The sequence below is a fragment of the Roseovarius sp. ZX-A-9 genome, from assembly GCF_028369135.1.
Lineage (GTDB): Bacteria > Pseudomonadota > Alphaproteobacteria > Rhodobacterales > Rhodobacteraceae > Roseovarius.
This window is the reverse complement of record NZ_JAPWHW010000001.1, coordinates 351235-372654: the sequence shown is the minus strand read 5'-3', so window position 1 is coordinate 372654 and position 21420 is coordinate 351235. Positions and strand designations below refer to the sequence as shown.

The following is a 21420-nucleotide window of genomic DNA, read 5'->3' as shown; positions in this document are numbered from 1 at the left end:
GCGGCGGGAAGTGGCAACGAAAGTGGAGGAGTGAAATGACGATGCAATTCAAGATATGCGGTGCCGCCATCGGCGCGAGCCTGGCATTGGGCGCCGGCATGGCGTCAGCGGACAAGCTGGTCGTGTCCAACTGGGACGGTTACATGGCTCCCGATGCGATCAGCGCCTTTAGCGAGGCGTCCGGCAACGAGGCCGAACTGGTCCTGCACGGGACCAACGAAGAGATCATGGGCAAGCTGATTGCCTCCAAGGGCAAGGGCTATGATGTTGTCTTTGTCTCCTCGCCCTTTGCCGAGGTTCTGCACAATCTGGGCCTGGCGGAAGAGCTGGATCACGACAAGATCCCCAACCTGAGCAACCTCTATACCGAAGCCACCCAGCTCAAGCATGACGAGGGCAACGTGTTTTCGGTGCCTTATGCCTGGGGCACGACCGGGCTCTGCTATCGCTCGGACCTGGTAGAAGGCACGCCGGACAGCTGGATGGATCTGCTGCAACCATCCGAGGATCTGGCGGGCAAGACGACCATGCTGGCCACCGACCGCTGGCTGCTGGGGGCCGCGATGCTGGCCAAGGGCTATTCGGTCAACACCACCGATGACGCCGAACTGGCCGAAGTGCGCGACCAGCTGATCGCCACCAAAAAGACGCTGCTGGCCTATGACGACACTACCTTCTACGCCAAGCTGGTTTCGGGCGAGGCCGAGATGGTGCATGCATGGGATGGCTGGTGCAACTACGGCATCGCGGAAAACGCCGACATCAAATACACGATTCCCAAAGAGGGCTCCGACCTGTGGGTCGATACGATGGTGATCCTGAAAAACTCCGAGAACAAGGACGCCGCCTACGACTTCGTGAATTTCATTCTCGACCCCAAGAATCACGGCTGGGCCGCCGAGAACATCCTCTACAAGGTGCCGAACAAACCGGCGATGGAGGCCCTTTCGGAAGATTTCATTGCGCAGTTCCCCAACATGGGAATCTCACCCGAACAGCTGATGAGCTATGAGCAGCTTCGCGATGTGGGGCAGGCGCAACGGGCCTATTCGCGCATCGTTTCCGAGATCAAGGCTGCCAACTGAGTCTTTGAGCCTCTGATCGCCCGGCGCGTAATGCGCCGGGCGTCTTCTCTGAACATTCACGAGCCAGCGGTGCGCGTTTCCGTGCGCGGGACTGGCAACAAACCGGGCGTGCCTGATGACCGACCGCAAACCGCTCTACCTGATGACACCAGCTCTGGCCTGGTTGACGGCCTTCATGGTTGTGCCATGCCTGCTGATCCTGGCGCTCGGATTCTTCCGGCGCGGGATCTATGGCGGCATCGAATACACGTTCACGCTGGAAAATGTCGCGCTGGTGTTCGATCCGCTCTATGCCAGCATCTTTCTGAAATCGGCGGCCATTGCGGGGCTGTCGGCGCTGATTGCAGTGGTGATCGGCTACACCGCCGCCTTTGCCATCGCCGCCGCACCCACCCGGCGCCAGCCGACGCTGCTGTTCTTTGCGGTGCTGCCGTTCTGGTCCAACTACCTCGTGCGCACCTATGCCTGGATCGTCATGCTGAACCGCGAAGGGTTGGTGGCGGGGATCGCGGCCTGGTTGGGCTATGACGGCGAGTTGCCCAAGATGCTCTATACCGAGACCGCCGTGGTGATCGGGCTGGTCTATAATTACCTGCCTTTCGTGATCCTGGCCTGCTATGCGCCCTTGTCGCGCCTCAACCCTGAGATCGCCGAAGCGTCGCGCGATCTGGGGGCCAGCGCCTGGACGACGTTCCGCCGGGTGATCCTGCCGATGACGGTGCCGGGGATCGCGACGGGGTTCGTCTTTGTCTTCGTGCTGTCGATCGGCAATTTCGTGACGCCCGCGCTGCTGGGCGGTGGGAATTTCCAGATGATCGGCAACCTTGTCTATGCGCAGTTCCTGACCGCGAATGATTGGCCCTTTGGCGCGGCGCTGTCGATGTTCCTGATCGCCATCATGATGGGTTTGCTGACCTTGCAGACATTTGCAACCGAACGCGCCTCGGGCGCCCGGCGGGAGGACTGACCATGCGCAGCATTGCCAATCCCCGCCTGATGCTGATGATCCTCTCGGCGGTGTTTGCCTTTCTCTACATCCCGATTTCGGTGCTGTTCGCACTGTCCTTCAACGAGGGCGGGTTGCCGACGGCCTGGACCGGGTTCTCGGTCAAGTGGTATGGCGAGTTGTTCCGCAACGCCGATATCATGGGGGCTGCGCTGAACACCCTGATCGTCGCGGTGATCTCGACCATCCTTGCGACGATCCTTGGCACGCTTCTGGCCGTGGGGGTCGAGATCCGCCGCCGCAATGGCCGCTTCCTTGAAACCATCATCTTTGCGCCGATGATCATCCCTGACATCGTGCTGGCCATCGCGCTGCTCAGCTTCTTTTCGCTGCTGAACGTGACGATGGGGCTGCATACCGTGATCCTGAGCCATGTGGTCTTCAACCTTGCCTTTGTCTGCTCTGTTGTGCGGGCGCGGCTCAAGACTTTCGACTGGTCGATCGTCGAAGCCTCGACCGATCTGGGTGCGCCCATGGCGATCACGCTCTGGCGGGTGGTGCTGCCGGTGATGCTGCCGGCCGTGATTGCCGGGGCGCTGCTGGCGTTTACCCTGTCGCTGGATGAATTCATCATCGCGTTCTTCACCGCCGGAGCCGGACGCGATTCCATCACCTTGCCGATGCAGATTTTTGCGATGATCCGTTTCGGCGTCACCCCTGAAATCAACGCGCTCGCTGCCATCGTGATGACCGTCTCGGTCGTCATCCTGGCTCTGTCGCAACGTCTGAACCGTGGAGGGCTCCCAGGACAATGACCCAGCCTTTGCTGACTATCCGCAATGCGCAGAAACGCTTTGGCAATGTCAAAGCCATCGACGGCATCGATCTGGATGTGCAGGAGAACGAATTTTTCGCGCTTCTGGGGGCCTCCGGCAGCGGCAAGACCACGCTCTTGCGCATGCTGGCGGGGTTCGAAATGCCCGATGGTGGCGAGATCATCCTTGATGGCAAGGACGTCAGCCAGGTGCCGCCAAACCACCGGCCGGTCAACCTGATGTTCCAGTCCTACGCGCTGTTCCCGCACATGAGCGTCGCGCAGAACATCGCCTATGGGCTGGAGATGGAAAAACTGCCCAAGGCGCAGATCAAATCGCGGGTGGACGATATCCTCGACGTGATCCAGCTGGGGCAACTGGCGCGGCGCAAGCCCGATCAGCTCTCGGGCGGGCAACGCCAGCGCGTCGCGTTGGCCCGGGCCTTGGTCAAACGCCCGCGACTGCTGTTGCTGGACGAGCCGCTCGGCGCTCTGGACAAGAAGCTGCGCGGCGACATGCAGCTGGAGCTGAAACGCATCCAGCATGAGTTCGGCATCACCTTCATCATCGTCACCCACGATCAGGAAGAGGCGCTGGTCATGGCTGACCGGGTGGCCATCCTGAAGGATGGTAAACTGTTGCAGTCGGGCACGCCGCACGAGATTTACGAGCATCCCCAAAGCCGCTTTGCCGCTGATTTTATTGGGGTGATGAACTTCTTTCCGGTCCGCGAGCAGGGTGGCAAGCTGGTGGCAAAGGATGGCAGCGTCATCGCCGCGGCCAAGAAGTTGGAAGCCGGTCAGGAAGGCGTTGCCGCCGTCCGGCCCGAACGGCTGCATCTCAACGGTGACGCAGGCGAAAACAGCGTGACGGGCACCGTGTCGGACATCGCCTATCACGGCCTGGATCTTCAGGTGCACCTGAAGACGGCCGCTGCGCCCGAGCCGGTGCTGATACGCCTGACCGCCGACATCGCCGAGGCGCGCCCGATCAGTGTTGGTGACACCGTCACCGTCAACTGGGCGGCCCGGGACACTCGGGCCTTCGCCCACTGAATTCGATCGCCGTGCCGCGCGCGGCCCTACCCAAGAAATCAAGGAGACGATCCAATGACCCAGAAAACCTTTGCCTTCTTCCCCGAGGCCGCCTTTGGCCCCGCACTCAACTCTGTTGGTATCGCCCAGGCGGTAGAGCGCATGGGGCACAAGGCCGTGTTCCTGTCGGATCCCGGTTTTGTCGAGGTTTACGAAGGCTATGGCTTCGAGGCGCATCCCGTCGCCCTGTCTGAGCCGATGCCGCCCGAGCAGATGGCCAAGTTCTGGGAGGATTTCATCAACTCCCACATCCCGAATTTCCGCAAGGCGCCGATCGACCAAATCGACAACTACGTCAAGGAATGCTGGGAGGCGATCGTGGACAGCGCGAAATGGGCGCAAAAGGATCTGCCGCAGGTGCTGGCCAAGATCAAGCCCGACGTCATCTCGGTGGATAACGTGATCCTGTTCCCGGCGATCAAGCAATATGGCGTGCCGTGGGTGCGGATCATCTCTTGCTCGGAAAACGAGATCGAGGATGAATCGATCCCGCCGCACCTGTCGGGCATGTCGGTCAACGACACCGAAGGCCACGCCGCCTTCCGCAAGAAGTTCAGCGAAGTGATCAAGCCGATCCACGACGATTTCAACGAATTCCTGAAGGAATGCGGCGAAGACCCGTACAAGCTGGGCGAATTCTTCGAGGCATCGCCCTATCTGAACCTGCTGCTTTACCCCGAGCAGGTGAAATACGAGCGCAAGTTGCCGCTTGATCCCAAGCAGTTCCAGTATCTCGAAGGCTGTGTGCGTCAGGACAAAGATTATGAGGTGCCGACCTTCAAGAAAAACAACGACGGCCCGCTGCTCTATGTCTCTTTCGGCTCGCTCGGGGCAGGCGATACCGACCTGCTGAAACGCCTGATCAAGCTGATCTGCAACACCCGCTACCGGGCGCTGGTCAATGTGGGCGATTACGAGTCGGAATATTCCGACCTGCCCGACAATGTGATCATCGGCAGCTGGTTCCCGCAGCCTTCGGTCATTCCACAGGTCGATGCCGTGATCCATCACGGCGGCAACAACTCGTTTACCGAGTGCCTCTATTTCGGCAAGCCGGCGATCATCATGCCCTATGTCTGGGACGGGCATGACAACGCGATGCGCGTGCAGGAAACCGGTCACGGCTTCCGCTCGGACCGTTACGACTGGACCGACGAGGAACTGATCGCAAAGATCGAGGCCTGCCTCACCGATAGCGACATCGCGGCACGCCTGAAAAAGACATCGGCCCACATGCAGTCCCAGAACGGGCAGGAAAAGGCCGCGAAGCTGCTGGTCAACCTTGCCGAGGCGCAGAAATGACCAATCTCGCTTCTTCCGCGCCGCATATCCACAATGCGACGACATATGATGATCTGGTCGATTGGGGCCCGCAGCCCGACATGATCGAGGGGCAGTCCCATTCCACCGGGCGTCTTTTGCACAAGGGGCCGGACAATTCTCCGGAAACCGGCATCTGGGTCTGCACCCCCGGCACCTGGAAAATCTCGGTGCCGCGCGACGAATTCTGCCATTTCGTCGCCGGCCGCGTCAGCTATCGCCGCGACGACGGTCAAGAGGTGATCGAGGCCGGTCCCGGCACCTGCGTCCTGTTTCCAGCGGGCTGGAAAGGCACGGCCGAGATCACCGAAACCCTGCGCAACATCTACATGCTTGTTTAAGAAGGATGAAACAGTTGAAAACTCCCGTAATGCACAAACCGCTCGAGGTCACCGAAACCGATGACTGGGGCATCATCCCGACGATGATCGAGGGCGAAAGCCACGTCTCGGGCAAGGTGCTGCACAAGGGTCCGGACGGGCAAAGCGAATGCGGCCTCTGGATCTGTACCCCCGGTAAGTGGGACTGCCACGTCACCAGCGACGAATTCTGCCATTTCCTTGAAGGCCGCTGCACCTATGTGCACGAGTCCGGCGACGTGATCGAGATCACCCCCGACACCGCCGCGTTCTTTCCCAAGGACTGGAAAGGCGTCTGCACCGTTCACGAGACCATCAAGAAGGTCTACATGATCCGATGACCGGAACCGCGCCGACACATGGGCAAATCCTGCCTGCTTCTGCCGCGCTCTTGGCATCACGGGGTCACGAGGGCGCCCGCCTGACGGCCTTTGTCGCGGATGCCTCGCCACGCCGGTATTTCCGGCTGGAAGGGCAGGGGCTGATCCTGATGGAGGACCCTACCGATCCGGTGGGGTTCGATGCCTATCTGCGGCTGTCGGCGCATCTGGCTGATCTGGGGCTTTCGGCGCCGCGCGTTGTCGCTGCGACGAAGCCCGCAGGCGTGGCGCTAATCGAGGATCTTGGTGACACGACCTATTCCCGCTGCCTCTCTGCGGGCGAGGATGAGGGCGCGCTGTATCGACTGGCGGTGGATGTCCTCTTGCATCTGCATCACGACCCGCGCGGCGTACAGGTGGATCAGCCCCGCTATGACCTGCGCAAGATGCTGGACGAGCTGGAGGTCTTTGCCGAATGGTTCGCCCCCGCCGTCGCGCCGGATCTGGACCGCACCGCGTTCGCCCAAGAGTGGCGCGCGCTGTGGGAGGCCGCGCTGGCCCCGGTCGACGGGCACTATGACACGTTGATCATGCGTGATTTCCATGTCGATAACCTGATGTTGCTGGACGGACGCGAAGGCGTGGCCCGCTGTGGTCTGCTGGATTTCCAGGATGGTGTGCTGGGGCCGTGCGAATACGATCTGATGTCGCTGTTGCAGGATGCGCGCCGCGACCTGTCGCCGGGGCTGGAGGCATCGCTGTTGGCCCGCTACCTGGAGAATGCGCCGGCGCATCTGGGCGGCGCGCAGGCGATCCGCCGCCGCTATCACCTTCTGGCCGCGCAGCGCCATGCGCGCATCCTCGGCGTTTTTGTCCGGCTCTGCCTGCGCGACGGCAAACCGGGTTACCTCGATTGGCTGCCGCGAGTGCTGCGCCAGTTCCAGACTGCGCTGGTCGACGCGGCGCTCACTGACATTTCGGCGTTGCTCGATACCCGCATGCCGGGCTGGCAGGCAACGGCCGCCACGCTTGATACCCGTCTCAAACCCCTGAAAGGAGTGTCCGCATGACCGACATTCTTCGCCCCTGCTACTATCTTGCCCCCGATTTTCACGCCTCACAGGGGGCTGCGCATGACGTCATCGACCCCGCCACGCTGGAAACGGTTGGTGCGCGCGCGGCTGTCACTGCGGACGAGTGCGACAGCGTCCTAGACCGCGTGAACGCGGCACAGCGCAAATGGGCGAGAACCGATGCCAAGACGCGCGCCGCCACGCTGCACCGGCTGGCCAACCGGATCGAGGCGCATGACATGACCGACTGCGCCATCCTGATGAGCCGCGAGATGGGAAAGCCCTATCCCGAGGCCATCGGCGAGGTCGCCAATTGCGCGCCGATCTTTCGCTATTATGCGGAAATGGCCCGCGACGAGGCGGGCAAGGTGGCCGGCACGACGCAAATCGGCTCTTTGCAATTCGCGCGTTACGAGCCGCTGGGCGTCTCGGCGCATATCATGCCGTTCAACTTTCCCATCCTGCTGATGTGCTGGACCGTTGCCGCGTCATTGGCTGCGGGCAATGGTGCGATCATCAAGCCGGCGGAGGCAACAACATTGTCGACGCTGGAATTCATGAAAGTGTTCGATGACATGCCCGCCGATCTGATCGCCTGCCTGCCGGGTGGTGTGGAGGTGGGCAAGGCTCTGGTCGACAGCCCGAAAACCCACGCCGTCGCCTTCACCGGTTCGGTCAAGGCCGGACAGGCCGTGGCCGAGGCCGCAGCGCGCCGTCTGAAACCGGCGGTGATCGAGGCGGGTGGTTCGGACCCGATGGTGATCTCGGCTCATGCGCCCATCGCCATCGCCGCGGCCGGCGCGGTGACGGGGGCGTTTCACATGTCGGGTCAGGTCTGCACATCGACAGAGCGGATGTATGTCGTGGACTCGGTGCATGATGCCTTCATCGAGGCTTTCGTCGCGGAAACCAAACGCCTGCGCATCGGGAACGGCTTGAAGAAATCCGAGATCGGCCCGCTGGTCAGTGAAGCGGCGCGCGCCCGGGTGATGCAACTGGTCGACGATGCCGTGGCTGCTGGCGCCAAGGTGGAATGCGGCGGACGCGTGCCCGAGGGTCTGGAAACGGGCTGGTTCTACGAGCCGACGATCCTGACCAATTGTACCCCCGACATGGCGATCCAGCGGCAGGAGGTTTTCGGCCCCGTCGTCAGCGTCGTTCGCGTGTCCGATTTCGACACCGCCATCGCCATGGCCAATGACAGCGAATTCGGCCTTGGTGCGTCGATCTTCACCACCGATCTGGCCGAGGCGCACGAAGCGACCGAGCGGTTGGAGGCCGGTATGGTCTGGGTCAACAACCCGATGATCGACAATGATGCATTGCCCTTTGGCGGGTGGAAGAATTCGGGCATCGGGCGCGAATTGGGCCGCATGGGGCTGGACACGTTCCGCCGCACCAAGATGGTGATCATGGATCATCAGCCGGTGCGCCATGACTGGTGGTATCCCTATGACGATGAATGGTTTCTCGACGCGGGCGGGCGCAAGCATGTCTGATCTCACCCCGGCCCGGAAGGCAGGCCAATGACCGACACGAATATCGCCGCCGTGATTTTGGCTGCGGGTCAGGGCTCTCGTATGGGCTCGGACCTGCACAAGGTGCTGCACGAGGTCGCGGGCAAGCCAATGCTGAGCCATGTTCTGGACAATCTCGCCGCGCTCGATGCCGCGCGCAGCGTTGTGGTTGTCGGTGCCGGGCGGGAGCAGATCCTGCGCGCCTATCCGGATATAACCACCGCCGTACAGGAGCAGCAGTTGGGCACCGCCCATGCGGTGAAAATGGCGCAGGCCGCGCTGGCGGGTTTCGAGGGCACGGTTCTGGTGCTTTATGGCGACGTGCCGCTGGTGCAGCCGGAAACGATGCGCGCGCTTTGCGCCAAGGTGCGCGGCAATGCCGCGCTGGCTGTTCTGGGCTTTCGCCCCGAGGACACGCTCAGCTACGGGCGGTTGGTCACGGATGCAGCGGGCAACCTGATCCGGATCGTCGAACATGCCGAAGCCGATGAAGAGACGCGCGCGGTGCGCTTTTGCAATTCCGGCATCATGGCGGTGCGCCACGATGTGCTGTTCGATCTGTTGGCGGAGGTCGGGAACGACAATTCCAAGGGTGAATATTACCTGACGGATATCGCCGCTCTGGCCCGGCAGCGGGGCTGGGATGTGGCCACGCTCGAGGCTGATCCGGTTGAAGTAACCGGCGTGAACTCGCAGGCTGAACTGGCAAAAATCAACAAACGGATCGCCGCGGATGGCCTGCCCGGCGCACGGGCACATACATGATGCAGACGCACCGATATGCAGAGGCCACGCCGCGCCCCTATTGGGCCGAAACGGTGGCGGCCCCGGTCGCCCCGCCGGTACTGGAGGGCGATATCACTTGCGATCTGGCGATCATCGGTGGCGGCTTTACCGGGCTTTGGTCGGCGCTGAAGGCGACGGAACGCTTTGCTGGTGCCCGCATCGCCCTGTTGGAGGGCGAAACGCTGGGGAATGCCGCCAGTGGCCGCAATGGCGGGTTCTGCGCGCCCAGCATTTCGCATGGCGTCTCGAACGCCGTGGCCCGCTGGCCGGGTGAGGCGGATACGCTGGTGCGCCTGGGGCGCGAAAACCTTGATGCTTTCGAGGCGGACCTGACGGAATACGCCATCGACGGCGGCTTCGAGCGCAGAGGCAAGCTGAACGTGGCGGCGACGCCGTGGCAGGTGGACGGGCTGCGCGCGATGCAGGCCAGCTATGCGCGCTTTGGGATCGAGACCGATCTTCTCGAAGGCGCGGCACTGGATGCACGGCTCAATTCGCCGCGCTACACTGCTGGCCTTTTTGAGCCCAATTATGCGCTGGTGAATCCCGCGAAACTGGTCAACGGGCTGGCCCGCGCCGCCATGGCGCGCGGCGTGGAGATTTATCAGGACAGCCGCGTGACCGCGCTGCGGTCTGATGGCGATGGTGTCCGCCTGACCACCGCGCAGGGCACGGTGTGTGCCAAGCAAGTGATCCTTGCCACCAATGCGGCGGTGCCGCTGCTCTGGCGGCTGCGCCCGGCGATCATTCCGATCTGGGATTACACCCTGCTCAGCGCGCCGCTGACGGATGACCAAATGGCGGCAATCGGCTGGCAGGGGCGCTACGGCATCGCCGACAGCGGCAACCAGTTTCACTATTTCCGCAAGACAGACGACAACCGGATCCTCTGGGGCGGCTATGATGCCATCTACCATTACGGTGGCCGCCGCGATGCCCATCTGCATGACCGCGCGGCTTCTTACGCGCGGCTCGAGCAAAATTTCTTTGACGCGTTTCCGGCGTTGGAGGGCATCGGTTTCACTCATCGCTGGGGCGGGATCATCGACACATCCGCACGACTGACTGCTTTTGTCGGGACCGCGCTGAGTGGCCGCGTGGCCTATGCGATGGGGTTCACTGGCCAGGGGGTATCGGCCAGCCGCTTTGCGGGGCTGACCATGCTCGATCTGCTGGAGGGCAAGACGACTGAGCGCACGCGGCTGAAAATGCTGAGCAGCCCCGCCGTGCCGTTCCCGCCCGAACCGATCCGCAGCTGGGTGGTGAAATGGGCGCAGGCCGATCTGGCGCGCGAAGACCTGACCGGCCGACGGTCCTTGTTGCTCAGAACGATGGACCGGATCGGAATCGGGTTTGGTTCATAGCCCACGAAGGAGATAAGAATGAAAAACCCAGAACATGTCATCGGCTTCGACGCTGCGGCCGTTGCCCCGCGGGATACGCTGACCGACGATCCTGCCGTGGTCGATACCCCCTATAAAAGCCGCAGCTGGCGCCATTTCGAGAATTCCGACAAGGGCGCCATCGCAGGCATTTGGCAGGCCGAGCCGCACAAGGAACGCTGCAAATGCGATTATGACGAGCTGTGCCACATCCTGGAGGGCGAAGTGCGCCTGACAGACAGCCACGGCCAGTCGCGGGTCTTTGGCCCGGGCGACAGTTTCGTCGTGGCAGCGGGATTCGACGGCACATGGGAAAACCTGACCGACGTGCGCAAGGTGTTCTTCATCCTGTCCTGACCCCTGCGTCAGCCCACGTCAGGCAGGCGGCTGGCTGTCGCGGACCGCTGGGGGCCGGCGCCCGGTGAAGAGGCCAGCAACATCGGCGCCCTCGCTACCCAGTACAATGGCTTGGTCTGGATTGTTTCATCAACCAGTCTGCCACCCCTGCGGATTGATAGCGACTCGCGCGTATTCATGCTATGAAGTCATGGCCGCAAGGCGCACGACTCCAGTCCTTACCGAGGTGGCAGCGGCGCTACTTTCCCTCTGGTTTAGGCTTGCATTTCTGTGCAGATTTGCTAATAGGTATTAAAAATACCTATTAGCGGAAAAAGACATAGATGCGGCTCACCACCTTTACAGACTACGGGCTTCGGATGCTCATGCGGATGGCCAGCGCGCCGGAACGCGCGTTTTCAACCGCAGAGTTGGCGGAAGAGTTCGGTCTTTCGCGCAACCACCTGTCCAAGATCATGCAGCGCCTGGCCGCAGGCAACATCGTCGCGACCCGCCGCGGCAGCGGTGGCGGGGCGAGTCTGGCGCGCCCGGCAAGCGACATTCGCATTGGGCAGATCGTGCGCTTGCTGGAAGACGGTCAGCAACTCGTGGAATGCCTCCGCCCTGATGGTGGGGAATGTGTGATCGATGGCCAGTGCAGGCTGAAGGCAAGGTTGAAATCGGCCGAAGCCGCGTTTCTGGCCGATCTTGATGACGCGACCCTCGCGGATATTGCCCTGAGGCCGCTTGCAGACCTGAAGGATTGACCGAATGACCGCAGCAGCAACACTCAGTCGTTCTGAACGCCAGATCGGTTTTGGCCTGGCTTTTGCGCTGGCGCTGCTTGGTTTCATCATGGCGGCAGCGGCACGGCACGGTGTCATGGCTGTCCATGGCGCGATGGCGCTGGTGTTGGGGCTGTACCTGGTCTTTCGCATCGGCGGCGCATTCTACGAGCCCGAACCGTCGCCGGATCGCGCCAACCAGTATTACGATGCACCGACCCGTTTCGGGATCTGGATGACGTTGATCTGGGCCATCATCGGCATGGGTGTCGGTGTCTGGGTCGCCGCGCTGCTGTACTGGCCCGAAGCGACGCCCGCTGTGCCATGGACCAGCTTTGGCCGATTGCGCCCGGTGCACACGACCGGCGTGATATTCGGCTTTGGCGGCAACGCGCTGATCGCGACGTCGTTATATGTGTTGCAACGCACGTCCCGCACGCGGCTGGCGGATTCGATAAGCCCCTGGTTCATACTCATCGGCTTCAACCTGTTCTGCGCATGGGCGGTGACCGGCTACGTGATGGGCAGCACCCAATCCAAGGAATATGCCGAAGCGGAATGGTATGCCGATCTGTGGCTGGTCGTGGTCTGGTTGGTCTATTTCACGCTTTATATCCGCACGTTGGCGCGCCGGCACGAGCCGCATATCTACGTGGCCAACTGGTATTACATGGCGTTTATCCTGGTCGTGGCGATGCTACATATCGTCAACAACCTGGCGCTGCCGGTCAGCTTTGGGGCGGCCAAGAGCTTTACCATCTGGGCGGGTGTGCAGGACGCCATGATCCAGTGGTGGTATGGGCACAATGCGGTGGCGTTTTTCCTGACGGCGGGCTTTCTGGGGATGCTCTACTATTTCCTGCCGGTCCGGTCAGGGCGCCCCATCTGGTCTTACCGGCTGTCGATTGTCAGCTTCTGGGGCATCGTTTTCTTCTACATCTGGGTCGGCTCGCACCACCTGCATTACACCGCCTTGCCCTATTGGGTTCAGACGCTTGGCATGACGTTTTCGGTGATGCTTCTGGTGCCGTCCTGGGCCTCTGCCGGTAATGCGATCGCGACCCTGAACGGCGCCTGGCACAAGGTCCGCGATGATGCGACGCTACGGTTCATGTTTGTCGCGGCGGTGTTCTACGGGCTGTCGACATTCGAGGGATCGTTCCTCGCCATCAGGCCGGTCAATTCGCTCAGCCACTATACCGACTGGACCGTCGGGCATGTGCATTCCGGAACGCTTGGGTGGGTCGCGATGATCATCTTTGGCGCGATCTACACGCTGGTTCCGCAAATCTCGGGCTGCAAGGAGATGGCATGGCCGCGCGCGATCGAGTGGCACTTCTGGCTCGCTGTGGGTGGCACGCTGATCTACGTCGTCGCATTGTGGAACGCCGGCATCACGCAGGGCCTGATGTGGCGGGCCTATGACGAGAATGGTGCGCTGTCCTACAGCTTTGTGGAATCGGTGCAGGCGATGGCGCCTTATTACCTGCTGCGCACCATCGGCGGCGCGATGTTCCTTTCCGGTGCGATCATCTGCACGCTCAATTGCCGGGCAACCTTCCGCTCGACGCCGCCACTCCACGAGGCCAGCGACCGACCTCTCAATCCGCAACCGGCGGAGTAAATCATGCTGAAGCTGCATTATAACCTCGAAAAACTTTCGATGGGTCTGGTGGCAGGGATCATCGTTGCTGCCTCCATTGGCGGGATCGTCGAGATCGCACCATTGTTCGTGATCGACGAAACTATCGAGATGCCGGATGACATGCGCCCTCATACGCCGCTGGAGCTGGCTGGGCGTGAAATCTACATTCGCGAAGGCTGTTACGCCTGCCACAGTCAGATGATCCGCAGCCTGGCCGATGAGCTGGACCGCTACGGCCCGTATTCCCTGGCCGCCGAGAGTGCCTATGACCATCCGATGCTTTGGGGCTCGAAACGGACAGGCCCGGATATCGCCCGGCTGGGCGGGAAGTATTCCGACGACTGGCATGTTGCGCACCTGATCGATCCGCGCAGCGTTGTGCCCGCGTCGATCATGCCGGCCTATCCCTGGCTCATGCGGCCGCTCGATACCCGGCTTTTGTCGGATGAGCTTGCGACACTGGCCCGTCTGGGCGTGCCTTACGATCCGGAAATGGTGGCGGCGGCGGTGGCCGATGCGCGCGGTCAGAGCCAGCCTGACTCGGATGCCGGTGACGCGGTGCGCGACCGCTACGGTGACGGCATTGCCGTGCGCGCCTTTGATGGCGACCCGTCGCAGTTGACCGAGATGGATGCAGTGGTGGCCTATCTGCAATCTCTCGGCGCGCTGACCGATGCGGCCTATGATCTGCTTGCGGGGGAAACAGAATGACCTACGAAACACTCGCCTTTCTCGCCAAGACATTTGGGCCGATCTGGATGATGGGATTCTTCCTGATCGTCGTCATCCGCGCATATAGCCCCAAGAGACGCGCCGCCCATGAGAGGGCCGCCCGGTCCATCCTGAAGGAGCAGGCGCCGGAGGATCCGAAATGAGCGATCCCCATTCCGACCACACAGAGGTCGATCCGATCACTGGCTATGATACGACGGGCCATGACTGGAACGGTATTCGCGAACTCAATACACCGTTTCCCAAGATCGTTATCTGGGCGCTGATCCTCACCTTTGTCTATTCCGTCATTGCATGGGTGCTTCTGCCGTCATGGCCGGTGGGCCGCACCTATGTGCCCGGCCTTCTGGGGTTGAACCAGGGCGAGATGGCGGTCGAGGATTTCCGCGCGATGGATGCCAAGCGTGATGAGTGGCTGGCGCGGTTCGGGGCAGAGGATTTCGCATCACTACAGAGTGACGACGCGCTGATGGCGCGTGCCATGCCTGCGGCGGAGCGGTTGTTTCAGGACAACTGCGCGGCCTGTCACGGCAGTGACGGTGCAGGTGGTCCCGGCTTTCCGGCACTTAATGACAATTACTGGTTCTGGGGCGGCGACCCCGAGACGATAGCCGAGACGCTTCAATTCGGGATCAACGCGGGCAATGATGATACCCGGTGGGCGCAAATGCCTGCCTTTGACTGGATGGAACGCAGCGAACGCTTCGCGGTTGCCGACTACGTGGCGGCGCTGCCGGGCGGTCAGGCGGATGAAACCGCAGCCGGGGCCATGATATTTGCCGACAATTGCAGCTCTTGCCATGGGGACGGCGGCATCGGCGGGATGATGAACGGCGCACCATCACTGACCGATGCTTCGGTGATTTACGGACAGGACCGCGCCACGATCCTGCAGACGCTGCGCCATGGACGGCAGGGCGTCATGCCTGCCTGGGGCACCCGGCTTACCGAAGCCGAGATCAACCTGCTGGCGCTCTATGTTTCCGAATTGTCCCGCAACGCGGCGGAGGAGGGAAAATGAGCCGGCTCGCGCAGCGCAGATTGGCGATTTTAGTGGCCGTCGTCCTTGTCGGCGGGTTCATCGTCGCGAATGCGCATCTGATCACCGTCGCCGTACTGTCGCAGCCTGATTGCACGCTGGTGGCCTCAGCCGCAGCCGCCAAGCCCGCCTGCTGAAAGGTTTCAAATGCTCGAACCCCTGCCAACGCTCCGCAAACCCGAAAAGCCGGCACCTGCCTTTGCCCGTGGATTGCCGGCGCGGGCGGCATTCGGATGGCTCGCCGCCGGTTGGAAAGACCTGCGCACCAATCCGGGGCCAAGCCTGGTCTACGGTGTCTTTCTGGTCCTCGTTTCCTATGGCGCGCTTTGGGCTCTGGCAGAGGCCGGGCTGCTCTATCTTGCGTTGCCTGCGATTGCGGGTTTCCTGATCGTGGGTCCTTTTCTGGCGTTGGGCCTCTACGAGAAGAGCCGCGCATTGGAGCAGGGCGAGCCTGTCTCGCTGCATCGCATGTTGTTGGTGCGCCCCGCCTCGCTGGGGCAGTTCGCCTATGCCGGGTTGCTGCTCGGCCTGTTGGTGCTGTTCTGGCTGCGGGCGGCTGATCTGCTGTATGCGCTGTTTTTCGGGCATACCCCGTTTCCGGGCGCAGAAGATGCGTTTGTCAACGTGCTGACAACCGCGCGGGGCTGGGCCTTGATCCTGGTCGGTTGCGCGGTTGGCGCGCTTTTCGCAGGTTTCGCATTCGCGCTCAGCCTCTTCTCGATCCCGATGATGCTGGCAGAGCGGCGTGACGCGCTGACCGCGATGGGGATCAGCTTTGCCATGACGATGCAGAACCTGCCGGTGGCACTGGTCTGGGGCGGTATCGTCGCCGGGGGCATCGCGTTGAGTGTCGCGACTGGCCTTGTTGGACTGGCCATCGTGTTTCCGGTGCTCGGCCACGGCACATGGCACGCGTACAAGGCCCTTCGGGGGGACGCAGAATGAGCTTGGTGGTTCTCATCCCTCTTTCCATCGGCATGGGCCTGCTGGGCCTTGCGGCGTTCATCTGGGCGTTGCGCCACGACCAGTTCGACGATCCCAAAGGCAATGCGTCGCGTGTTCTGCTGAATGACAAACCTCCCGCAATGAAAGGGCGAACCCATGAAAGACTGGCTTCCAACACTGCAGACAAACACACCTGAAGAAGGCTATGAGTTGGCCGTCAAGCTTGCCCGTGTCGCGGTTGGCATGACGCAACCCGACGCGGAGATCCGCAAGAAATTGCGCCCCGACTACGCCAATGACTTTGACGCGCTGATCGCGTCAAGCCAAGTGGTTGCCACCCATTTCGCAACCGTCGCTGCCGCCAATGGATATTGGCGCGATACGGAATAACGCAGCCGGGCTTTGCTCGATTGCAGATGTTGTGAGACCCCGCGATACAGAATGGCACCGATCATGAAAAAAACGACTTCCGAGCAAAGCCGCGCATGGAAAGGACCGGCGATCTTTTCCTTTGGCTTCCGCCCGTTCTTCCTGTTCGGGGCCGTTTGGGCGGCGCTGGCAATGCTGGTGTGGATCCTGATGCTGTCGGGGCGCTTCATGTTGCCGACGCGCCTCGATCCCGTCTCATGGCACGCTCACGAGTTCCTGTTCGGCTATCTGGGGGCGATCATCGGGGGGTTCCTGCTGACTGCCGTTCCGAACTGGACGGGTCGCCTGCCGGTCGTCGGCTGGCACCTGGCGGGGTTGTTCGGGCTATGGGTTGGCGGGCGCGCTGCCGTGGCAACCTCCGAACTGTGGCCGGTCGGTGTGGCAGAAGCGGTCGATCTGTCCTTCCTGGTCGCTCTCGGCGCTTTCATCCTGCGCGAGATCATCGCGGGCAAAAACTGGCGCAACCTTGTGGTGCTGGTACTGCTGACGGTTTTCACCCTGGCGAACCTGCTGTTTCACATTGAAGCCGCGCGGGGAGATCTGGCCGCCCAAGGGGTCGGTCTGCGGATCGGCGTCGCGGCCGTGATCCTGTTGATTGCTGTCATCGGTGGGCGTGTTGTGCCGTCGTTTACCCGCAATTGGCTGGTCAGCAGGAAATCCGAGCAACTGCCGGTCCCGCCAATGCAACGCTTTGACAAGGTTGTAATTCTGGCGACGGTGTTTGCCCTTTTGCTCTGGATCGCAAGGCCCGAGCACGCGTTGACGGGTGCGGCGCTTCTGGTGATCGGGCTGCTGCATCTTGGCCGCCTTTTCCGTTGGCAGGGAGGGCAGACATTGTCAGAACCGCTCCTTTGGGTTCTGCACCTCGCCTATGCGTTCATCCCGCTCGGTGCGCTGGTCGAGGGGGCGGCGATCCTGCGGCCCGATCTGTTGCCTGCGGCCTCTGCGCAGCACCTTTGGATGGCTGGGGCATTCGGGCTTATGACCTTGGCGATGATGACCCGCGCCACTTTGGGGCATACCGGCCAAACCTTGCACGCGGGCGCAGGCAGCCTGGCGATTTATGTCTGTCTGGTTGCATCGGTCCTTGCCCGGTTGGCCCCCGCGATCTGGGAGGGGCAGGCAGCCACGCTCTATGCCCTGTCGGGCGCTCTGTGGATTGGAGCCTTTGTCGGCTTCGCAGTCTTCTACGGGCCGGCGCTGATGCAGCCGAAGCCGGTACGCCAATGACGTCATGGCTGGCATTCGCTTGTGTCTTTGCCCTGTTCTTTGTCACCCATTCGGTGCCCGTGCGCCCGCCGGTAAAACGCCGCCTTGTGGCACATCTGGGGCCGCGTGGATTTACGCTGGCCTATGCCCTGCTCTCTCTTGTGATGCTGGCCTTGCTGATCTGGGCAACACAGCGCGCGCCGTTTGTTTCGCTCTGGGCAGAGGCGCCGTGGCACCGGCCCGTCATCTGGCTGGGCATGTTTGCTGCCTGCGTGATCTTCGCGGTCGCTATCGGTCGGCCGAACCCGTTCTCATTCGGCGGGTCGAACAATGACGCTTTCGACCCTTCCGCGCCGGGTGTGGTTGCGTACCTGCGCCACCCCCTCCTCAGCGCTATGGCGCTATGGGCGATCCTGCATATGGTCATGAACGGTGATCTGGCGCATGTGCTGCTGTTCGGCACATTGGCGTTCTTCGCCATCATGGGGCACCGTATCGTCGACAAGCGCAAGAAGCGTGTTCTGGGGCCAGAAAACTGGGCGCAGCTTTGGGCGAAGACCCGAAAGGGGCGCAGACTAAGCCTTCCCTCGCGGGGCTTCATCATCCGCGCCTGCATTGGCGGGGGCGTCTATATCCTGCTGGTCGTCCTGCATCCGATCGTGATCGGTCTGCCGGTCTTTCTTTAGGCCTGTCTGCCATCAAGGCAAGCAACGGCATCGTTGACCATCTCTTTGATGCGGGCACCGACCGGGACAACATCCCCGATCAGCCCGGCCCCTTGCCCGGCGTAGATCGGCATCGCTTCCAGATCGCCGGTAGTCGTCCGCAGCGGCGAATCCGTGCTGAAGCGATAGCGTTCCTCTTCACCGTCCCAGGCAATCGCATCTCGTGGCAGCGCGTCCGGATCATGCCCCAACAGTTCCCCTTGCAATGCATCCGTGATGCTGTTGCCGATCACGCGCACAGCCGCGCCCTTGGGCCAATTCAGCACGAAAATATCTGTCAGCACGGTATCGGCACCGGTGGCTTCGACCACGCGCTGCTTGTGATAGGGGTGCGCAAATGATTCCTCCGTGGCCAAGAAGGCCGTGCCGCATTGCACCCCCTGCGCCCCGATGGACAGGGCAGCCGTCAATCCCCGGCCGGTCGAGATGCCGCCCGACACAGCAACAGGCAGCGAGGTCTGCTGCAGGATTTCCTCGGCCAAGGCAAACGATCCGGTGCGGCCATGAACATGCCCGCCGGCCTCGATCCCTTGCGCGATGATGACGTCGGCCCCGGCATTCTCGGCCTTGCGGGCCTGGTCGGTTGATCCAACCTGATGCAATACCTGCGCCCCTGCATCCTTGACCCGTCCGATCACATCCGGCAGCACATCCCAAAAGAACGAAAAGGCAGTGACTCCCAGCGTCAGGCATTGCCTGATCTGTGCATCCAGCAATGCCGGATCGGTCGCGGCGGGTATCAGGTTGACCGCAAAGGGGCGATCCGTCGCCGCCCGCAATGCCGTGACTTCGGAAGCGATCAGCTCGGGGCTTTCGCGGACCATGCCCAATGTCGGATAGCCACCCGCCTCTGCGACGGCTGCCGCCAGTTCCCAATGCGCGACGCCGCCCATTCCGGCCAGCAGGATCGGAACATCGCAGCCAAGTAATGAACATAGCGGTGTCTGGATTTTGCGTACTTCTTCTGCGGGCATCTACCACGCTCCTCTCATGGATCCCTGGCCACGTCCGGGCGCGTCAGCACGAATGATGCCGCGCCGGCCATCACGATCAGTTGAATGAAAAAGATGTATGTCGAGACCGAAGCCAGAAAGCTGCCAATCAGAGATGCAAGCATGACGCCGCAGGCCAGCACCTTGTATCGGCGGGCGATCGCACCGTGTAATTCCCAGTCTGCAATCATCGGACCAAAGGTGCGATGCTCGACCAGCCAGCGCCGGAGCGTTGGAGAAGATCTGGCGAAGGCGAAAGCTGCGAGCAGGACAAAAGGCGTCGTCGGCAGCAATGGTAACACCACCCCGACCGCACCACAGACCAGTGCCGAAAAGCCAACCAGCAGCCATCCGAGCCGTGCAATCCGACCGCTCCGTAGGGCCGGGCTTTCATCCGATATGGGCATTTGACGCAATCCAAACGAATTCCGGCATGACTAATACCTCGGATACCAGTGATCCATGGCGCGGCGCAATGAAGATAAGATCTGCGGGCCCGGGCCGATGCGGGCCGCCCGGCTGAGAATACATGCCCTGATTGGGCCGAATGTCTGAGTTTTCTGACATGCTGTGTTCCTCATCCGAGAGCAGGCACCGACCCGTGTAGCCCGTCATCTGGCAGCGCGCAGTCCGCAAGCGTTGTTCGATCAAGCTCGGACATGAACGCTTCTCTTGCGGCGGCCAGTCTGGGTTTCAGGCGGCATTGCGGCTTGAGCGTGCAAGTGCCGCCATCGGGGCGGAAACATTCGACGATCGCGAAGCGCTTTTCGAGATGACGCACGACTTCGCCCAGGGTGATGGCATGTGCAGGCCGCGCCAGCCGTATCCCGCCATTCCGCCCGCGCTGACTGCCGACGAAGCCCCCGCGACCCAAGTCCTGCACGACCTTTGCCAGATGATGCCGCGAGATTTCGAACTCGTCGGCGATCTGGCCGGTGGAAAAGGCGGCCTCGGGCGTTCCAGCCAGCCGCATTAAAACCCGCAGGCCGTAATCTGTGAAAGAAGCGAGACGCATGCGTGTTCCTTGACTTGGGATTGGCGAAAACTAGTTTACCGCCAGATAATTGGCATTGCAAATACCAATTATCTGCAACGACTTCGAACAACAAAAGAGGCTTCCGATGAAATATCAACTGGCGTTGAAGCAAATTGAGCGCGTCACGCATGACACATATCATCTGGTTTTCGACCGCCCCGAAGGCTTTGATTTTGCTGCGGGTCAGGGGGTGGAGCTGGCCTTGCTCAAGGATGGGTGGGGCGACAAGGGGCGGGCATTTACCCCCGTCACGCTGCCAGAAGAACCAACGCTGGATTTTGTCATCAAGACCTACCCTGCCCACCACGGTGTGACCGAGCAGATCGCCGCGATGAAACCCGGCGACAAGATGACGATGGACGGGCCGTTCGGCGCGATCTCTGATCAAGGGTCGGGCGTGTTCATCGCCGGGGGCGCGGGCGTTACACCGATGATCGCACTACTGCGCAAGCGCTTGAAGGATCACGGGACGCTGGCGGGCTCGACATTGGTTTTCGCCAACAAGACCGAAGGCGACATCATCTGGCGTGACAAGTTCGAAGCGATGGAGGGGCTGACCACCGCGTTCATCGTTGACGAGGCGGGCGCCAGCGTGCCGCAGCAGCGGCCCGACCGCGAATATCTGAACCGGTTCGTGACACCTGACAGCCGTTGCTATCTGTGCGGCCCGCCGCCAATGATGGATGCAGTTCGCGATGCGCTGCATGATCTGGGCGTCACGGATGCACATATCGTCGAGGAGGAATTCTGAGCACGAGCCAAGTCTGGTTGTCAGGTGCCGCGAGTCGTCGCAATATCGATCTGGCCGAGGTGCAGCGGGCATTCGGTTTCCGAGGCCGGAAAGCCCGGC

At 61.8% G+C, this 21420-nt stretch carries 27 protein-coding genes; 24 read left to right on the top strand and 3 right to left on the bottom strand.

Translation table 11 applies throughout. From position 1 onward, the window contains the following. The first annotated feature begins 35 nt into the window (after positions 1 to 35). From O3306_RS01720 to O3306_RS01610, 23 genes are all read left to right on the top strand, one after another. Positions 36 to 1085 (top strand): polyamine ABC transporter substrate-binding protein, encoded by a 1050-nt coding sequence (locus O3306_RS01720; RefSeq protein WP_272002408.1) that lies wholly within the window; start codon positions 36 to 38, stop codon positions 1083 to 1085. 115 nt (positions 1086 to 1200) lie between these two features. Beyond that, a complete protein-coding gene (locus O3306_RS01715; protein WP_272002406.1) occupies positions 1201 to 2052 on the top strand; it encodes an ABC transporter permease in 852 nt (283 codons plus the stop codon). Between the two features lie 2 nt (positions 2053 to 2054). After that, positions 2055 to 2846 (top strand): ABC transporter permease, encoded by a 792-nt coding sequence (locus O3306_RS01710; protein ID WP_272002404.1) that lies wholly within the window; start codon positions 2055 to 2057, stop codon positions 2844 to 2846. Beyond that, a complete protein-coding gene (locus tag O3306_RS01705) occupies positions 2843 to 3901 on the top strand; it encodes an ABC transporter ATP-binding protein (RefSeq protein ID WP_272002403.1) in 1059 nt (352 codons plus the stop codon). Before O3306_RS01710 ends, O3306_RS01705 begins: the two co-directional genes overlap by 4 nt. Positions 3902 to 3955: 54 nt before the next feature. Continuing rightward, a complete protein-coding gene (locus tag O3306_RS01700; protein ID WP_272002402.1) occupies positions 3956 to 5242 on the top strand; it encodes a glycosyltransferase in 1287 nt (428 codons plus the stop codon). After that, the gene (locus tag O3306_RS01695) at positions 5239 to 5601 is read left to right on the top strand and encodes a cupin domain-containing protein (protein WP_272002399.1); all 363 of its coding nucleotides are present in this window, start codon (positions 5239 to 5241) and stop codon (positions 5599 to 5601) included. The genes O3306_RS01700 and O3306_RS01695 overlap by 4 nt, the downstream gene beginning before the upstream one ends. A gap of 29 nt (positions 5602 to 5630) precedes the next feature. Continuing rightward, positions 5631 to 5960 (top strand): cupin domain-containing protein, encoded by a 330-nt coding sequence (locus O3306_RS01690; RefSeq protein ID WP_272002396.1) that lies wholly within the window; start codon positions 5631 to 5633, stop codon positions 5958 to 5960. Then, positions 5957 to 7009, top strand: a complete 1053-nt coding sequence (locus O3306_RS01685) for an aminoglycoside phosphotransferase family protein (protein WP_272002394.1) — start codon at positions 5957 to 5959, stop codon at positions 7007 to 7009. The genes O3306_RS01690 and O3306_RS01685 overlap by 4 nt, the downstream gene beginning before the upstream one ends. Then, positions 7006 to 8511: an aldehyde dehydrogenase family protein gene (locus tag O3306_RS01680; protein ID WP_272002391.1), complete on the top strand. Its 1506-nt coding sequence runs from the start codon at positions 7006 to 7008 to the stop codon at positions 8509 to 8511. Before O3306_RS01685 ends, O3306_RS01680 begins: the two co-directional genes overlap by 4 nt. Before the next feature lie 27 nt (positions 8512 to 8538). Then, positions 8539 to 9294 carry an NTP transferase domain-containing protein gene (locus O3306_RS01675; RefSeq protein WP_272002389.1) on the top strand — a complete coding sequence of 252 codons (756 nt, stop codon included), beginning with the start codon at positions 8539 to 8541 and terminating at the stop codon, positions 9292 to 9294. Beyond that, positions 9291 to 10679, top strand: a complete 1389-nt coding sequence (locus tag O3306_RS01670; RefSeq protein ID WP_272002386.1) for an NAD(P)/FAD-dependent oxidoreductase — start codon at positions 9291 to 9293, stop codon at positions 10677 to 10679. The genes O3306_RS01675 and O3306_RS01670 overlap by 4 nt, the downstream gene beginning before the upstream one ends. Before the next feature lie 18 nt (positions 10680 to 10697). After that, positions 10698 to 11054 carry a cupin domain-containing protein gene (locus O3306_RS01665; protein WP_272002383.1) on the top strand — a complete coding sequence of 119 codons (357 nt, stop codon included), beginning with the start codon at positions 10698 to 10700 and terminating at the stop codon, positions 11052 to 11054. Between the two features lie 323 nt (positions 11055 to 11377). After that, on the top strand, positions 11378 to 11800 hold the full coding sequence (locus O3306_RS01660; protein WP_272002381.1) for an RrF2 family transcriptional regulator: 423 nt from the start codon (positions 11378 to 11380) through the stop codon (positions 11798 to 11800). 4 nt (positions 11801 to 11804) lie between these two features. After that, the gene (ccoN, locus tag O3306_RS01655) at positions 11805 to 13442 is read left to right on the top strand and encodes a cytochrome-c oxidase, cbb3-type subunit I (RefSeq protein WP_272002379.1); all 1638 of its coding nucleotides are present in this window, start codon (positions 11805 to 11807) and stop codon (positions 13440 to 13442) included. A gap of 3 nt (positions 13443 to 13445) precedes the next feature. After that, positions 13446 to 14174: a cytochrome-c oxidase, cbb3-type subunit II gene (ccoO, locus tag O3306_RS01650; protein WP_272002376.1), complete on the top strand. Its 729-nt coding sequence runs from the start codon at positions 13446 to 13448 to the stop codon at positions 14172 to 14174. Next, the gene (locus tag O3306_RS01645) at positions 14171 to 14338 is read left to right on the top strand and encodes a cbb3-type cytochrome oxidase subunit 3 (RefSeq protein ID WP_272002373.1); all 168 of its coding nucleotides are present in this window, start codon (positions 14171 to 14173) and stop codon (positions 14336 to 14338) included. Before ccoO ends, O3306_RS01645 begins: the two co-directional genes overlap by 4 nt. Then, positions 14335 to 15216, top strand: a complete 882-nt coding sequence (ccoP, locus tag O3306_RS01640) for a cytochrome-c oxidase, cbb3-type subunit III (protein WP_272002370.1) — start codon at positions 14335 to 14337, stop codon at positions 15214 to 15216. Before O3306_RS01645 ends, ccoP begins: the two co-directional genes overlap by 4 nt. Then, on the top strand, positions 15213 to 15371 hold the full coding sequence (locus O3306_RS01635) for a hypothetical protein (RefSeq protein WP_272002367.1): 159 nt from the start codon (positions 15213 to 15215) through the stop codon (positions 15369 to 15371). Before ccoP ends, O3306_RS01635 begins: the two co-directional genes overlap by 4 nt. Positions 15372 to 15381: 10 nt before the next feature. Next, on the top strand, positions 15382 to 16179 hold the full coding sequence (locus O3306_RS01630) for a DUF2189 domain-containing protein (protein WP_272002365.1): 798 nt from the start codon (positions 15382 to 15384) through the stop codon (positions 16177 to 16179). After that, a complete protein-coding gene (gene ccoS, locus O3306_RS01625; RefSeq protein WP_272002362.1) occupies positions 16176 to 16376 on the top strand; it encodes a cbb3-type cytochrome oxidase assembly protein CcoS in 201 nt (66 codons plus the stop codon). The genes O3306_RS01630 and ccoS overlap by 4 nt, the downstream gene beginning before the upstream one ends. Continuing rightward, the gene (locus tag O3306_RS01620; protein WP_272002360.1) at positions 16336 to 16569 is read left to right on the top strand and encodes a hexameric tyrosine-coordinated heme protein; all 234 of its coding nucleotides are present in this window, start codon (positions 16336 to 16338) and stop codon (positions 16567 to 16569) included. The genes ccoS and O3306_RS01620 overlap by 41 nt, the downstream gene beginning before the upstream one ends. A gap of 63 nt (positions 16570 to 16632) precedes the next feature. Then, positions 16633 to 17838, top strand: a complete 1206-nt coding sequence (locus O3306_RS01615) for an NnrS family protein (RefSeq protein WP_272002358.1) — start codon at positions 16633 to 16635, stop codon at positions 17836 to 17838. Continuing rightward, positions 17835 to 18503, top strand: coding sequence for an NnrU family protein (locus O3306_RS01610; RefSeq protein WP_272002355.1), 669 nt, complete (start codon positions 17835 to 17837; stop codon positions 18501 to 18503). The genes O3306_RS01615 and O3306_RS01610 overlap by 4 nt, the downstream gene beginning before the upstream one ends. Here O3306_RS01610 and O3306_RS01605 read toward each other — a convergent pair. From O3306_RS01605 to O3306_RS01595, 3 genes are all read right to left on the bottom strand, one after another. Next, entirely contained in the window at positions 18500 to 19516 is a 1017-nt protein-coding gene (locus tag O3306_RS01605; protein ID WP_272002352.1) for an NAD(P)H-dependent flavin oxidoreductase, read from the bottom strand. The two genes, O3306_RS01610 and O3306_RS01605, sit on opposite strands and share 4 nt — an antisense overlap. A gap of 14 nt (positions 19517 to 19530) precedes the next feature. Next, positions 19531 to 19941, bottom strand: coding sequence for a YbaN family protein (locus tag O3306_RS01600; RefSeq protein WP_272002350.1), 411 nt, complete (start codon positions 19939 to 19941; stop codon positions 19531 to 19533). 170 nt (positions 19942 to 20111) lie between these two features. Next, the gene (locus O3306_RS01595; protein ID WP_272002347.1) at positions 20112 to 20549 is read right to left on the bottom strand and encodes an RrF2 family transcriptional regulator; all 438 of its coding nucleotides are present in this window, start codon (positions 20547 to 20549) and stop codon (positions 20112 to 20114) included. 106 nt (positions 20550 to 20655) lie between these two features. Here O3306_RS01595 and O3306_RS01590 point away from each other — a divergent pair, with 106 nt between their 5' ends. Beyond that, complete coding sequence (locus tag O3306_RS01590; RefSeq protein WP_272002344.1) at positions 20656 to 21321, top strand: FAD-binding oxidoreductase; 666 nt, start codon at positions 20656 to 20658, stop codon at positions 21319 to 21321. Positions 21322 to 21420 lie beyond the last annotated feature (99 nt).

What these genes read in the sequence shown, in the direction of transcription:
- O3306_RS01720 (WP_272002408.1), top strand. Translation starts at nt 36, where the DNA reads ATGACGATGCAATTCAAGATATGCGGTGCCGCCATCGGCGCGAGCCTG.
- O3306_RS01715 (WP_272002406.1), top strand. Translation starts at nt 1,201, where the DNA reads ATGACCGACCGCAAACCGCTCTACCTGATGACACCAGCTCTGGCCTGG.
- O3306_RS01710 (WP_272002404.1), top strand. Translation starts at nt 2,055, where the DNA reads ATGCGCAGCATTGCCAATCCCCGCCTGATGCTGATGATCCTCTCGGCG.
- O3306_RS01705 (WP_272002403.1), top strand. Translation starts at nt 2,843, where the DNA reads ATGACCCAGCCTTTGCTGACTATCCGCAATGCGCAGAAACGCTTTGGC.
- O3306_RS01700 (WP_272002402.1), top strand. Translation starts at nt 3,956, where the DNA reads ATGACCCAGAAAACCTTTGCCTTCTTCCCCGAGGCCGCCTTTGGCCCC.
- O3306_RS01695 (WP_272002399.1), top strand. Translation starts at nt 5,239, where the DNA reads ATGACCAATCTCGCTTCTTCCGCGCCGCATATCCACAATGCGACGACA.
- O3306_RS01690 (WP_272002396.1), top strand. Translation starts at nt 5,631, where the DNA reads ATGCACAAACCGCTCGAGGTCACCGAAACCGATGACTGGGGCATCATC.
- O3306_RS01685 (WP_272002394.1), top strand. Translation starts at nt 5,957, where the DNA reads ATGACCGGAACCGCGCCGACACATGGGCAAATCCTGCCTGCTTCTGCC.
- O3306_RS01680 (WP_272002391.1), top strand. Translation starts at nt 7,006, where the DNA reads ATGACCGACATTCTTCGCCCCTGCTACTATCTTGCCCCCGATTTTCAC.
- O3306_RS01675 (WP_272002389.1), top strand. Translation starts at nt 8,539, where the DNA reads ATGACCGACACGAATATCGCCGCCGTGATTTTGGCTGCGGGTCAGGGC.
- O3306_RS01670 (WP_272002386.1), top strand. Translation starts at nt 9,291, where the DNA reads ATGATGCAGACGCACCGATATGCAGAGGCCACGCCGCGCCCCTATTGG.
- O3306_RS01665 (WP_272002383.1), top strand. Translation starts at nt 10,698, where the DNA reads ATGAAAAACCCAGAACATGTCATCGGCTTCGACGCTGCGGCCGTTGCC.
- O3306_RS01660 (WP_272002381.1), top strand. Translation starts at nt 11,378, where the DNA reads ATGCGGCTCACCACCTTTACAGACTACGGGCTTCGGATGCTCATGCGG.
- ccoN (WP_272002379.1), top strand. Translation starts at nt 11,805, where the DNA reads ATGACCGCAGCAGCAACACTCAGTCGTTCTGAACGCCAGATCGGTTTT.
- ccoO (WP_272002376.1), top strand. Translation starts at nt 13,446, where the DNA reads ATGCTGAAGCTGCATTATAACCTCGAAAAACTTTCGATGGGTCTGGTG.
- O3306_RS01645 (WP_272002373.1), top strand. Translation starts at nt 14,171, where the DNA reads ATGACCTACGAAACACTCGCCTTTCTCGCCAAGACATTTGGGCCGATC.
- ccoP (WP_272002370.1), top strand. Translation starts at nt 14,335, where the DNA reads ATGAGCGATCCCCATTCCGACCACACAGAGGTCGATCCGATCACTGGC.
- O3306_RS01635 (WP_272002367.1), top strand. Translation starts at nt 15,213, where the DNA reads ATGAGCCGGCTCGCGCAGCGCAGATTGGCGATTTTAGTGGCCGTCGTC.
- O3306_RS01630 (WP_272002365.1), top strand. Translation starts at nt 15,382, where the DNA reads ATGCTCGAACCCCTGCCAACGCTCCGCAAACCCGAAAAGCCGGCACCT.
- ccoS (WP_272002362.1), top strand. Translation starts at nt 16,176, where the DNA reads ATGAGCTTGGTGGTTCTCATCCCTCTTTCCATCGGCATGGGCCTGCTG.
- O3306_RS01620 (WP_272002360.1), top strand. Translation starts at nt 16,336, where the DNA reads ATGAAAGACTGGCTTCCAACACTGCAGACAAACACACCTGAAGAAGGC.
- O3306_RS01615 (WP_272002358.1), top strand. Translation starts at nt 16,633, where the DNA reads ATGAAAAAAACGACTTCCGAGCAAAGCCGCGCATGGAAAGGACCGGCG.
- O3306_RS01610 (WP_272002355.1), top strand. Translation starts at nt 17,835, where the DNA reads ATGACGTCATGGCTGGCATTCGCTTGTGTCTTTGCCCTGTTCTTTGTC.
- O3306_RS01605 (WP_272002352.1), bottom strand. Translation starts at nt 19,516, where the DNA reads ATGCCCGCAGAAGAAGTACGCAAAATCCAGACACCGCTATGTTCATTA.
- O3306_RS01600 (WP_272002350.1), bottom strand. Translation starts at nt 19,941, where the DNA reads ATGCCCATATCGGATGAAAGCCCGGCCCTACGGAGCGGTCGGATTGCA.
- O3306_RS01595 (WP_272002347.1), bottom strand. Translation starts at nt 20,549, where the DNA reads ATGCGTCTCGCTTCTTTCACAGATTACGGCCTGCGGGTTTTAATGCGG.
- O3306_RS01590 (WP_272002344.1), top strand. Translation starts at nt 20,656, where the DNA reads ATGAAATATCAACTGGCGTTGAAGCAAATTGAGCGCGTCACGCATGAC.